Genomic DNA, 12,241 nt, shown 5'->3' with positions numbered 1-12,241 from the left:
ACTCTGCCGATCGATCGTCCGCGGGATCACCCCTGCCGGCCGGCCCACACGTACGTCCGCGGCGCCACCGTGACCGAACCGGCGAAGTTGGCCTGCACGGTGGCCGCCTCGCGGCTGCTCGGGTCGGCGTTGGTGCAGCTGACCGGCGCACTGCTGCCGGACATCAGGTCGCTGCACAGTCCGGTGCGGTTGTCCGGCAGCCCGAGGATGTGGCCGAACTCGTGGGCGGCGATCCGCGGCGGGGAGTATCCGTCGACGACCGCCTCACGGCCCATGTACCAGCGCCCGTTGCCGAGTGAGGTGCTGTACGTCCGGGGCCAGCCGTTGTCGGCGTACACCCGGATGTTGGGGGTCTGGCCGGAGGCCACGGGTTGGAGGCGGACGTTGGTGACACTGGCGTTCCAGATCGCGGCGCCCTGGTTGACCACGGACACGAATTCCTGGGCCTGGCTCGCGTCGTAGTAGAGGATGCGGGTCGCGGCCCGGGCCGGTTCCGCCGCGGCCACCTGCACCCCGGTGAGGGCTGCGGCGAGGGCGAGCAGACCGGCCAGACGTCTCGAGATCATGGCTGTCTCCTTGGGGGATTTCCGGGAACGGTCCCTTCCACCCTAGGAAAAGCATTGATGTACGTCGATCTAACGCGTCATACCGTTTACCGCCTCATGTCCGGCTGATGACAGTTCGGCAGCCTCCTTGAGTTCGGCGGCGGTCACCCCGGCCGGCGTTCCGAAGTACTTCACCGCCTGGTAATACGTCCACGCGAGACTGAGGCAGGCCGGGCGTTCCAGCCGCTCGTAGCCGGCACACGCGCGTTTCAGATCGGCGTACATGGCCGTGTCGAGACGGTCCTTCGCCTCGGCGAACAGCCCGGCGTCCCGGTAGTTGCGGTACCCGAAGTCGTGTCGCCAGCAGGCCAGGGAGAAGTCGAAACCGAGCGGCCGGTCCGGGCTGAGCGAGCAGTGGTCGGTCCGCCAGTCGAAGTCGTACGACGACCACTTGCCGCGATCCTTGCGGGCGGCGTTCCAGTCCGCGAAACTCGCGGCGCCGGCCTGCGTGAACGATGCCAGGACCTCGAGCTTCGGCGGCCGGGTGGCGGCCGCGGCGGGCACCGCCGCGCCGAGGACGAGGACGCCGGCGAGGAACCCGGTGATCAGGGGACGGCGGGACGCGGCACGGGTCATCCTGACTCCTGAGACAAGAAGAGGGAGGAAACCGACGATAAGGGACGCGTGACGCCGCATCCGGCAGAAGAGCCGGACCGGCCACCCAGTCTGGGCATCCCCCGGGGAGCCCCCGCCGGTCCGGGCACATGATTTGCCGGTACGCGCCGAATCGGGCCGCGGCCCCGGACCGGGTGACGGTCACCACGTCCTGCCACAAGTGCCGGAAGTCCCGGATGTGATTTCATGACAGGCCGATCGGGTTCCAGGAGGTTGGCAAGGTGGGGTTCGGTTCCCGCCTGCGCGCGGTGCGTCAGGCGGCCGGGATGACGATGGAGCAGCTGGCCGAGGTCTCCGGCGTCAGCGCCCGGGCGATCAGCGACATGGAACGCGGTCACAGCAGGGCGCCGCAGGCGCGTACCCTCGCTGCCCTCGCCGAAGCACTCGGCCTGGACGCGCGGCAGCGGGATGAGCTCGGTGAGGCCGCGCGGGAGAGCCGGTCGCCGACCGGCGCCGGACGCCCCCGATGGTGTGAACTCCCCCGCGGCGTCGGTGACTTCGTCGGACGGGCCGGTGAGCTGGCGGCCGCCGCCCGGCACGCGGACCAGGACCGGGCCGACGCACCCGCCCCGGTCGTGGTGGTGCACGGGCAGGCCGGCCTGGGCAAGACCGCGTTCGCCGTGCGGCTCGCCGACGAGCTGCGCGACCGCTGTCCCGACGGCCGGTTCTACCTGGACCTGCGCGGCACCGGCGACGATCCGGTGCCGGCCGGTGAGGCGCTGACCCGGTTGCTGCGCGCGCTGGAGATCAGTCCCCGGCAGATCGCCGAGAGTGTCGAGGACCGGTCCAGCCAGTTGCGGGCGGTGCTGCGGGAGCGACGCTGCCTGCTGATCCTGGACAACGCGGCGAACGAGGCCCAGGTCCGGCCGCTGCTGCCCGGCGACGGCCCGGGCCTGGTCGTGGTGACCAGCCGCCGCGTACTCGGTGGCCTGGAGGGCGTGCTGCGGCTCGCCCTGGACCCGCTCGAACCGGCCGAGTCGGCCGGGCTGCTGCGGGCCATCGCCGCGCAGGCCGCCGGACCGGACGCGGACGACGCGGTGGCCTCGGTGTCGCGCCTGTGCGGGCATCTGCCGCTGGCCCTGCGGATCGCCGGCACCCGGCTCGCCACCCGCCCGGCCTGGACCGTCGAGCACCTCGCCGACCGGCTCGCCGACGCCGACCGCCGCCTGGCCGCCCTCACCGTCGGCGACACCGGGGTGGCCGCCGCCTTCGCGCTCTCGCACGCCCAGCTCTCCGAACCGGCCCGGGCCCTGTTCCGCCGGCTCGCACACGTGCCCGGACCGAGCTTCTCGCCGGAGATCGCCGCGGTGCTCGCCGAGATCGACCCGGCCGAGGCCGCGGACGGCCTCGACGACCTCGTCGATCTGGGGTTGCTGCAACTCGAGCCGGCGGGCAGCGCCCGCTACCGATTCCACGACCTGATCCGGTTGTACGCGACGGAGCGCCTGCGCATCGAGGAGCCGCCCGGCAGTCGCGCCGAGACCGAACGGCGACTGGCCCGGTGGCTGCTGGACACGACGATCGTGGCCGGACGGTGGTTCGAACCCGCCTACGGCTGTCTCGCCGACGGCTGGGCCGGGCTGATCCCGCTGGCCACCGCCGAGGAGTCCGGTGACTGGCTGCAGGCCGAGGCGGACAACTGGCTCGGTGCGCTGCGCGCCGCCGCCGGCTGGGGCGAGGACCAGCTGGTGGTGGACGTCGCCGAGGCGCTGCACTGGTTCTCCGACACGATGATCTTCTGGGAGGGCTGGTACGAGGTGTACGGCCTGTCCCGCGCCGCGGCGGCCCGGCTGCCCGACCGGCATCAGGAGGTCGCCCACATCAACTACTTCTCCTGGGCGGCCACCCACGCCGCGCACCGGGTCAGCGAGGGCGGCGCGATCGCCAGGGACGCCTACCGGCTCGCCGCCGAGATCGGCGACCGCAAGGAGCAGGCGTGGGCGCTGCACTACATCGGCACCGCCCACCGGTACGCCGGCGAGGTGGAACGGGCGCTGGAGGCCTACTCCGAGGCCCAGCGGCTGGCCGCGGAGATCGGCGAGTACGACAACTACATCCAGCAGTTCCAGGGCATCGGCCTGTTGCTCGCCTCCCTGGGCCGGCATGAGGAGGCCCTGGAGATGTACCGGTCGACGATCCGGGAGCTGGCGGTCCACCCGGTGGCACCGCGGCCCGCGCTGGGCGCCCGCACCGGGTCGCACGCCTTCGCCGCCGAGGCGCTGCTCGACCTGGGCCGCTGGGAGGAGGCGCTGGCCGAGGCGGATCGGGCCCTGCCCCTGGCCCGGCAGTTCGGCGACCCGAGCATGCTCGGTCAGGTGTACCTGACGTTCGGCCGGATCCGGGCCGCCATGGGTGCGGCGGCCCAGGCCCGCGCCGACCTGGCCCGCGCGGAGCAACTGCTGTCCGAGACCCCGCACATGCACAGCAGCCGTCTCGAACTGGCCCGCTCCGGTCTGGCCGCGCTCGAGGGCTGACGGGTTCTGCATATTTTTCTGCATGGTCCCGTCACCCTCCCGCTGGTTCCATGAAGGGGAAGGCGGCGCACCCCTGCGCCGCCCCTCGAAGGGATCACCATGGGCTTCGTCACCACCTCCGACGGCACGCAGATCTACTTCAAGGACTGGGGTGCGGGCCGTCCGGTCGTGCTCAGCCACGGCTGGCCGCTCAACTCGGACAGCTGGGAGGCGCAGCAGCTGTTCCTGGCGAGCAACGGCTACCGTGTGATCGCCCACGACCGTCGCGGCCACGGCAAGTCCGAGCAGACCTGGCACGGCAACGAGATGGACACGTACGCCGCCGATCTGGCCGCCGTGATCGAGCACCTCGACCTGCGCGACGTCACCCTGGTCGGCTTCTCCACCGGTGGCGGCGAGATCTCCCGCTACATCGGCAACCACGGCACGGCCCGGGTCGCGCAGGCCGTACTGGTCTCCGCCGTCCCGCCGCTGATGCTGAAGACCGACGACAACCCGGGCGGCGTGCCGATCGACGTCTTCGACGGCCTGCGGGCGGGTTCGCTGGCCGACCGCGCGCAGCTGTACAAGGATCTCGCGTCCGGCCCGTTCTTCGGCGCCAACCGCCCCGGCGCGCAGGTGTCGCAGGGCTGGCAGGACACGTTCTGGCTGCAGGGCATGGCGGCCGGCGCCCGCAACGCCTACGAGTCGATCGCCGCGTTCTCGGCCACCGACTTCCGGGGTGACCTGGCCAAGTTCGACGTGCCCACGCTGGTCGTCCACGGTGACGACGACCAGGTCGTGCCGTTCGAGGTGGGCGGTCAGGCGTCGGCCGCGTTGATCAAGGACGCCGAGCTGAAGGTGTACGCGGGTGCGCCGCACGGCATCACCGACACCCACAAGGAGCAGCTCAACAACGACCTGCTGGCGTTCCTGAACTCGTACAACGCCTGATCGCGTCCCTCGCCGGACCCGGCGTCTCAGGGGAGCCGGGCCCGGCGGGGGCTCAGGAGAAGGTGAACTCGCCGCCGTAGTCGCGGGTGTGGTCGCGGTAGACCGTGTGGTAGTGGATCTGGTCCTGGATGACGATGCCGTTCTGGCAGACGAACTCCACCCACACGCTGGGCCCGTCGATCCGCACGTAATCGGCGTGCGCCGTCAGGCCGGTGGTGCCGGACCAGCCGATGTAGGTCTTGTCCAGCTCGGACTCGTACGTGCTCATCAGGGTCGCCGCGGTCGCGTCGTCGGCGCCCGCCACCCACGGCTCCACCGCGGCCAGGACCAGTTTCTTCTGCTCGTCGGTGAGGGAGCCGGCCGCCAGACCCTGCTTGGTGGCCGGGAACCGGCCGTCCTCTCCCGGGCCGACCAGCACGTCGGTGAAGGTCTGCGACAGCTTCGCCTTCTTCTGTTCGGCTTCGCTGAGGCTGCCGGTCATCGCCAGCAGCGCGGTCTTCATGTCCTCGAGCGGCGCGTGCTCGGTGGAGTCGGCGGTCCAGCTGGTGGGTTCGACGCCGACGAAGAACGGCGACGCCCCGGCGACCTGGCCCGCCTTGTAGGTCATGTCGACGGCGAGGTGATGGCCGCCGAAGTGCAGCTGCCAGGTGCCGTCGGCGCTGGGGGTGCCGAGGAACGCCATGAAGTAGGTGTCGCTGGAGTAGCCGCTGTCCGCGCTGCCCATGCCGCCACCGGACGGCATGGCACCGCCGCCCGGCCCTCCCGACATCCCGCCGCCGGGGCCACCGGACATCCCACCGCCGGGCCCGCCGGACATGCCGCCGTCCGGGCCGCCGGACGGCATGTCCCCGCCACCGCCCGGACCGCCGCTCGCGCCGCTGGATCCCTGGATGCTCCCCAGGTAGTCGTCGGCGAGCAGGATCTGGGTGACCCGGTTGTAGCCGCTGGAGGTCCCGGTGCCGAGTGCCGTCATCAGTACGCTCTTGGCCGCGGCGAGTTCCTCGTCGTCGAGCGACCCGAACCGGATGCCGGGCCGGCACGACGACCCGCACGGCAGGTTCGACCAGGCCACCGCGTTGGCCTGGGTGAACTCCAGGTTCACCGCGGCCTTCTCGGTGTCGTCGAGGGTGGCCAGGAACGCGTTGGCCGCCTCCACCACCCCCGCGACCGACTTGTCGTAGGACTTCACCGTCGCGGAGGTGGCGCTGGTGCTGGTGTCCTTGTCGTCGTCGCTGCTCCCGCAGGCCGCCGCGGTGAGAAGGACGACGCCGGTCAGCATCCCGGCGGCCAGACGATTTCCCCGATTGCGCACGCTCTGGACTTTAGTGACTTATCCGGGTTTTCGGACCAGAACCAGCGCTTCGTCGCGCAACGCCGCGTTACGGGCGTACAACCCCGGTCCCGCCGCGGGGTTCTCCCGCCCGTCGAACCCCCGGTAGTGGCCACCGGCCTCGGTCACGATCAGTGAGATCGCTGCGAAGTCCCAGATCGACCCGCACGTCTGCACCGCCAGATCCAGTTCACCGCGGGCCACGAGCAGCGGCGGATGCAGCGGCCAGGGCCGCTCGTCGGCGACCGCGATCAGCCGGTCGGCCACCTCACGGTCCCATTGGGGTACGACTCCGAGCCGGCTCCCCGCCACCTCCCGTGGCCCGTCGTCCGCGCCGCCGAGACGTACCTGCTCCTCGATCCGGCCGTCCCGGACCGTCGCCTCGTAGGCTCCGGCACCCCGCGACGCCCACCAGATCCGCCCCTGCGCCGGCACCACGGCCACGCCCGCGGTGATCTCGCCCTGTTCCTCGAGGGCGACCAGCACCAGCCAGCGGTCGTCGCCCTCGACGAACAGCGCCGTCCCGTCGATCGGGTCGAGGATCCAGCGACGGCCACCGGTCCCGGTCTCGCCCTCCTCCTCGCCGAGGATCGCGTCGTCCGGGCGGGCCGCGGTCAGCACCTCGCGGATCCGGGCCTCGACCGCCCGGTCGGCCCGGGTGACCACGCTGCCGTCGGCCTTGACCTCGCGCGGCAGGCCGTCGAGGGCCGCGAAGTGCCGCATCGCCTCCTGCGCCCCGGCCAGCGCGGCGTCCCGGGCGAGTGTCAGGTCGGGGTGTGTCTGCAGTGTTCGGTTCGCTGTCACGTCACCCATCCTTGCCCCGGGGTTGTCCCGTGACGGTGGAACAGCGTGGGAAAGTTGGAGTAACACCGCGTACTTCGATAGGAACCCTGTGGACCGGATCGCGAGCGGCATCGTCTTCACCACGCCGCCGACCCTGCCCCGGGGCCGCCACGTGCTCAGCCGCGACCAGGTCACCGCCGCCCAACGCGAGCGGATCCTGATCGCCGCGACCGAGCTGCTCGCCGGGGCCGGCCACCGCGGGTTCGGGGTGCGCGAGATCTGCTCCGAGGCGGCGGTGTCGCGGGCCGCGTTCTACGAGTTCTTCGCCGACAAGGACGCCTGCGTCAACGAGGCGTACGACCGGTTCATCGCGGTGTTCCTCGAACACCTGGCCGCCAGCGGCGCGGCCGCCGTCGACTGGGCCGGCTGCATCCACGACTTCGTCGGGTCCTACCTGCGGACACTGCAGCGGGACCTGGTCGCGGCCCGGGCCTTCCAGGTCGAGATGGACGGGCTCGGCCGGCCCGCCCGCGAACGCCGCCGCGCCGCCATCACCCAGCTCGCCACGTTCATCCGCGACCTGCGGGAGCAGCGTTTCCCCGGCACCGGCGCCGGGGTACCGCTGAGCGCCTACATCGGGGCGATCTACGCGCTGCGCCAGATCGCCTCGGACGCCCTGGACGCGGATCCCGCGCCCGATCTGCCGGCCCTGACCGGCGAACTGTCCGGCTGGCTCTGCCGCCTGGTGGACGCCGGACCGCACCACGAAGGGAATTGACCATGGTGACCTGCGCGGCCCCGGACGCCGAGGAGACCCTGCTCGCCGACCTCCAGCGGAACGCCCCGGCGTCCTTCGGCGCGATGTTCCTGGAACGCGCACGGCGTACCCCCGAGGGATTCTCCTATCGGCGGCCCGCAGCCGACGGCACCTGGCGTGCCCAGACGTGGGCCGAGACCGCGCAGGCGGTCCGGGAGATCGCCGCGGGACTCCTCGAACTGGGGTTGCGCCCGCAGGACCGGGTGGCGATCGCCGCGCCGACCCGGGTCGAGTGGATCGAGGCCGACTTCGGGGTGATGTGCGCGGGCGGCGCCACCACCACGGTCTACCCGTCCTCGTCGGCGGAGGAGATCGCCCACATCCTGACCGATTCCGGCAGCCGGATCGCGATCGTCGAGGACGCCGCGCTGGCCGAGAAGGTTCGGCCGCACGTCGAACACGTGATCGTCATCGACGGTGACGGCGACACCCTCGCGCGGCTGCGCGAGCGCGGGCGGGAGGCGCTCGCCGCCGATCCGGAGCTGGTCGACCGCAGCACCGCGGCGATCGCGCCGGACCACCTGGCGACGCTGATCTACACCTCCGGGACGACCGGCACACCGAAGGGCGTGTGCATCCCGCACTCCGCGTGGGTCTACCAGGGGCTGGCCATCGAGGCGATGGGGATCGTCGGCCCCGGCGACGTGGCCTACCTGTGGCTGCCGCTGTCACACGCGTTCGGCAAGGCGCTGCTCTCCTGCCAGCTGTCGGTCGGTTTCGAGTTCGCGGTGGACGGCGACGTGAGCGCGATCGTGAGGCGTCTCGGCGAGGTCCGTCCGACGATCATGCCGGCCGTGCCACGGATCTTCGAGAAGGTGTACGCGGCGGTGACCGCGACCGGCGGCATCCGGGGCCGGCTCCTCACCTGGGCGATCAAGGCCGGGCACACGAACGTGATCGCGGACCGGCTGGTGCTGTCCAAGGTGCGGGACCGGTTCGGCGGCCGGATGCGGTATTTCATCTGCGGGGCGTCCGCCCTGTCACCGGACATCGCGGCGTGGTTCGACGCGGTCGGGCTCCCGGTCGCGGAGGGTTACGGGCTGACCGAGTCGTGCGCGACGACGGTGTTCAACCGGCCGCGGGCGGTGGAGTACGGCACGGTGGGACGACCACTGCCGGGAACCCGGGTGACGATCGCCGAGGACGGGGAGATCCTGCTCAAAGGGCCGGGGCTGATGAGCGGCTATCACGGGCTGCCGTCGGACGACACTCTGCGGGACGGGTGGCTGCGGACCGGGGACATCGGGGAGATCACCGAACGTGGGTCGCTGCGCGTCACCGACCGCAAGAAGGACCTGATCAAGACGTCGAACGGGAAATACGTGGCGCCGGGGGCGGTGGAGGCGCGGATCAAGGCGCTGTGCCCGCTGGTCGGTCAGGTGATCGTGCACGGCGACAATCGGAAGTTCGTCACCGCGTTGATCGATCTCGATCCGGACGAGGCGGCGAAGCGAGGCCTCGGTTCCGACTTCTCCGCGATTTCGCAGTCCGATGAGATACGACACGAGATCTCGGCTTGTATCGACCGGCTGAACGCCGACCTCAACCCCTGGGAGACGATCAAGAAGTTCACCGTGCTCGATCACCACCTCGCGATCGACCAGGGCGAACTCACCCCGTCGCTGAAACTGCGCCGCCGTGTCGTCGAGCAGCGCTACCGCGAACAGCTCGACAGCATGTACACATAGGACCATGCATCGCAGCCGCCTCTTCGGCATCTTCATCGACACCCCGACGGGCGAGGCGGCCGGAGCCGCCGACTTCTGGGCCGGGGCGTTCGGCACGAGCGCGAAACCCGTCCCCGGCGAGGAGGAGTTCATCGCCCTGCACGCGGCGTTCCCCGGCCTGGCCGTCGACGTGCAGGCGATCGGCGGCGAACCCCGGTACCACCTCGACCTGGAGACCGACGACGTGCCGGCCGAGACGGCCCGGCTGCTCGCCCTGGGCGCCACGATGGTCGCCGACCACGGCGGTCACAAGACGCTGCGGGCGCCGGGCGGCCACCTGTTCTGCGTCGTCCCGGTGCAGAGTGCGCAGGAGCTGTTCGACGCGCAGGCGCGCACCTGGCCCTAAGATCATCGATGTGCTGCGCCGCTCCGCATTGATCCTCGCTGTTCTGCTGCCCACCGCCGCCTGCGGCCCGCCGAGGCCACAGGCCAGTCCGGAGCCGTCCTATCCGGTGGTCACCGGCGGGTTCGTCGCGCTGTTGACGCGGCTCCGGGACGCGCCCTTCGCGTACGCGGTCGAGTTCGACGGGATCGATCTGACGATCGCCGCTTCCGGCACCTACGACGCCACGACCCGGCGGTGCGACGAGACATCCTCGATCGGCAACGGCCAAACCGCGCACACCACGCGGCAGATCATCGTCGAAGACGACATATGGACCCGCAGCGCCGGTTCCCCCCGGTGGGGACACCGCACCGCCGCCGGGACCGAGGCGACCGACCCGACCGGACTGTCCCGGCTCATCGAGCACGTGACGGACGTTCGCACCGACGGCCCGCACTCCTACCTCGTCCGCCTGCGTTCCGACGACGAGTCGTACCTGCCGGTGGGCGCTGCCGGCGCGCTGGGCGCCGTCACGGGCACGGCGCCGGTGACGTTCGTGGCGGCCACCGACGACGCCGGCCGGCTGACCTCGCTGGCCATGGAGACCGTCGGCGGCACGACGGTGGTCACCACGTTCAGCCGGCACGGCGAGCCGGTCACCGTCGCAGCACCAGCAGCCCGTTAGCCGGCACGGTCAGCTCCGCCGACTGTCCGAAACCGTGCATCGCCGGGCCGTCCGCGGGCACCGCCCCGGCGTTCCCGGCGACGATCGGATTCGGACAGTGGTCGTAGTAGTCGCTGTTGAACACCTCGTGCCAGCGTCCCGCCAGCGGCAGCCCGAGACGGTACCCGCGCAGCGTCGACTCACTCAGCGTCAGCACCACCACGACGTCCTGCCCCCGGCCGGGCACCCAACGGTGGAACGCCAGCACCCGGTTGCGCTCGTCGACGGAGAAGACGTTCAGCCCCTCGCCACGCAGGGCGGGCAACGCACGGCGTACCCCGATGAGGTCCCGGGTGAAGCGCAGGAAGTCCGCCATGTGGCGGTCCGCCCCGAACGCGCCGTCCCACCAGATCAGCCGGCCGGTGCGGCCGGGACTGTCCGACCACAGTTTGTCCTCGAGGAACTCCTGGCCCATGAAGATCATCGGCACGCCGGGGGCGGTCAGCAGCAGGGCGGTGGCCACCCGGGAACGGCTTCGCGCGTACCACGACCGGGGGTCGGTGGCGTCAGCCAGCCGGGCGATCCGCGGCGCACGGTGATCGTCCATGTCCAGGACCAGGTCGTGGTTCTCCACGCAGTGATAGGCCTGCCACGATGCCTCCAGGTGGTCCGGCCGCCGCAGGCCCTCCGCCAGACGGAAGATCTTCGCGTACGCGTGAGCACCGCCGGCAACCGCACCCAGCACGTCCCGCACGGCCGTGCGCAACCGGTCGGAATACCCGATGGTGAAGCCCATCCCGGCCGGGGGCCGCTGCACCGCCAGCCACGGATGCTCCGCCCAATACTCGGCGATCAGCGCCGCCGACGGCACCCGATCCCGCAGCACGCCCGTCATCTCCTGACAGAACGACCAGCCACCCATCGCGTCGATCACCGACACCTCGTCGAAGCGCAGACCGTCCGCGTGATGGTCGGTGAGGAACATCAGCGCGTTGTCGGTGAGGAACTCCCGCACCTGAGGCCGGCCGAACGCGAACACCCGCCCGCCGGCCCAGCCCGCCCCCGAGAAGTAGGCGTTGTTGTGCCCGCCCGGATCGGCCGGGAAATCCACGTAGTCCAGGCTCTGCGGATCGAGGCCGCCGCCCGCGTGGTTGTAGACGACGTCCAGGATCACCGCGATGCCGTACAGGTGGCAGACGTCGACGAACGCCTTCAACTGGTTGGCCTGCCCGGCCAGCTCCTCGTGCTTGAGCGGGCCGGCACCCCGGGCGGCCAGCAGGTCGTTCACCGCCTCCAGGTAGGGCGGCAGCGCCTGCGGGTCGACGCAGTAGTCCATCTCCGGACTGAACAGGTCGGTCCCGTTGTAGCCCAGACTCCACTCCCCCTGGAACTCCACCACCGGCAGCGGCTGCACGGCGGTCACGCCCAGATCGGCGAGGTACGGCACACGCTGCACGGCATCCAGCAACTTCGCCGTCCGGTGCGCCCGCCGGTCCCGCCCGTGCGCGTCGGCCGCCGAGAACACCCCGACGTGGAACTGGTACACGATCAGATCGGCGAAGTCCGGCGACGTCCAGCCGTGGTCGTGCCACGGATAGGCGCGATCGTCGACGACCAGGGCGTCACACTCCGGATAGCCGTACAGTTCCAGCTCCCGCGCGTAAGGGTCACGTTTGAAGCCCTCGCCGCCGTCGCCCACCACATAGAAGCGGTATTTCGTCCCCGCCGTGACGCCGGCGAAGAACCCGGTCCAGTCCCCGGTCTCCGGCCGGAACACCAGCTCCTCCTCCGGCACCGGGCGATGGTCGAAGACACCGTGGAACGAGATGTGGACACTGCGCGCGGCCGGCGCCCAGAACCGGAACGTCGCGCCGCCGTCCACCAGGACCGACCCGCGCGGGGTCGCCGCCGTGATGTGCTCCTGTGAGGCCGCCATACCCCGTACGGTAGAAGCGCCGGGAGATCGAT

At 71.2% G+C, this 12,241-nt stretch carries 11 protein-coding genes; 6 read left to right on the top strand and 5 right to left on the bottom strand.

Annotated features, from left to right (window positions below; translation table 11 throughout):
* Positions 1-26: 26 nt before the first annotated feature.
* Complete coding sequence (locus QSK32_RS02670; RefSeq protein ID WP_285471106.1) at positions 27-566, bottom strand: snapalysin family zinc-dependent metalloprotease; 540 nt, start codon at positions 564-566, stop codon at positions 27-29.
* 69 nt (positions 567-635) lie between these two features.
* Complete coding sequence (locus QSK32_RS02665; protein WP_285471105.1) at positions 636-1,181, bottom strand: phospholipase; 546 nt, start codon at positions 1,179-1,181, stop codon at positions 636-638.
* 260 nt (positions 1,182-1,441) lie between these two features.
* Between QSK32_RS02665 and QSK32_RS02660 the strand changes: the two genes are divergently transcribed.
* Both QSK32_RS02660 and QSK32_RS02655 read left to right on the top strand, forming a co-directional pair.
* Entirely contained in the window at positions 1,442-3,694 is a 2,253-nt protein-coding gene (locus QSK32_RS02660; RefSeq protein WP_245673979.1) for an ATP-binding protein, read from the top strand.
* A 99-nt stretch (positions 3,695-3,793) separates the two neighbouring features.
* Complete coding sequence (locus QSK32_RS02655) at positions 3,794-4,627, top strand: alpha/beta fold hydrolase (RefSeq protein WP_045742941.1); 834 nt, start codon at positions 3,794-3,796, stop codon at positions 4,625-4,627.
* Between the two features lie 52 nt (positions 4,628-4,679).
* On the opposite strand, the gene QSK32_RS02650 is transcribed toward QSK32_RS02655, so the two are convergent.
* Together QSK32_RS02650 and QSK32_RS02645 are read right to left on the bottom strand one after the other, a co-directional pair.
* Entirely contained in the window at positions 4,680-5,939 is a 1,260-nt protein-coding gene (locus tag QSK32_RS02650; RefSeq protein WP_285471104.1) for a DUF3500 domain-containing protein, read from the bottom strand.
* Positions 5,940-5,957: 18 nt separating this feature from the next.
* On the bottom strand, positions 5,958-6,761 hold the full coding sequence (locus QSK32_RS02645; RefSeq protein WP_285471103.1) for an inositol monophosphatase family protein: 804 nt from the start codon (positions 6,759-6,761) through the stop codon (positions 5,958-5,960).
* Positions 6,762-6,849: 88 nt separating this feature from the next.
* Here QSK32_RS02645 and QSK32_RS02640 point away from each other — a divergent pair, with 88 nt between their 5' ends.
* The 4 genes from QSK32_RS02640 to QSK32_RS02625 are packed head-to-tail and all read left to right on the top strand — an operon-like array spanning position 6,850 to position 10,294.
* Entirely contained in the window at positions 6,850-7,518 is a 669-nt protein-coding gene (locus QSK32_RS02640) for a TetR/AcrR family transcriptional regulator (protein WP_045742944.1), read from the top strand.
* Positions 7,519-7,520: 2 nt separating this feature from the next.
* Entirely contained in the window at positions 7,521-9,245 is a 1,725-nt protein-coding gene (locus QSK32_RS02635; RefSeq protein ID WP_285471102.1) for an AMP-dependent synthetase/ligase, read from the top strand.
* A 4-nt stretch (positions 9,246-9,249) separates the two neighbouring features.
* A complete protein-coding gene (locus tag QSK32_RS02630) occupies positions 9,250-9,630 on the top strand; it encodes a VOC family protein (RefSeq protein WP_045742946.1) in 381 nt (126 codons plus the stop codon).
* Between the two features lie 10 nt (positions 9,631-9,640).
* Entirely contained in the window at positions 9,641-10,294 is a 654-nt protein-coding gene (locus QSK32_RS02625; RefSeq protein WP_285471101.1) for a hypothetical protein, read from the top strand.
* On the opposite strand, the gene QSK32_RS02620 is transcribed toward QSK32_RS02625, so the two are convergent.
* Positions 10,266-12,209: an alpha amylase C-terminal domain-containing protein gene (locus QSK32_RS02620; RefSeq protein WP_285471100.1), complete on the bottom strand. Its 1,944-nt coding sequence runs from the start codon at positions 12,207-12,209 to the stop codon at positions 10,266-10,268. The genes QSK32_RS02625 and QSK32_RS02620 overlap by 29 nt on opposite strands.
* Positions 12,210-12,241 lie beyond the last annotated feature (32 nt).

Origin of the sequence: Actinoplanes sp. NBRC 101535, assembly GCF_030269225.1 — a bacterium.
Classification (GTDB): Bacteria; Actinomycetota; Actinomycetes; order Mycobacteriales; family Micromonosporaceae; genus Actinoplanes; species Actinoplanes rectilineatus.
Note: the sequence above shows the minus strand (reverse complement) of the source record. Positions and strands in the feature narration are given on the sequence as shown.

What these genes read in the sequence shown, in the direction of transcription:
- QSK32_RS02630 (WP_045742946.1), top strand. Translation starts at nt 9,250, where the DNA reads ATGCATCGCAGCCGCCTCTTCGGCATCTTCATCGACACCCCGACGGGC.
- QSK32_RS02635 (WP_285471102.1), top strand. Translation starts at nt 7,521, where the DNA reads ATGGTGACCTGCGCGGCCCCGGACGCCGAGGAGACCCTGCTCGCCGAC.
- QSK32_RS02620 (WP_285471100.1), bottom strand. Translation starts at nt 12,209, where the DNA reads ATGGCGGCCTCACAGGAGCACATCACGGCGGCGACCCCGCGCGGGTCG.
- QSK32_RS02665 (WP_285471105.1), bottom strand. Translation starts at nt 1,181, where the DNA reads ATGACCCGTGCCGCGTCCCGCCGTCCCCTGATCACCGGGTTCCTCGCC.
- QSK32_RS02670 (WP_285471106.1), bottom strand. Translation starts at nt 566, where the DNA reads ATGATCTCGAGACGTCTGGCCGGTCTGCTCGCCCTCGCCGCAGCCCTC.
- QSK32_RS02655 (WP_045742941.1), top strand. Translation starts at nt 3,794, where the DNA reads ATGGGCTTCGTCACCACCTCCGACGGCACGCAGATCTACTTCAAGGAC.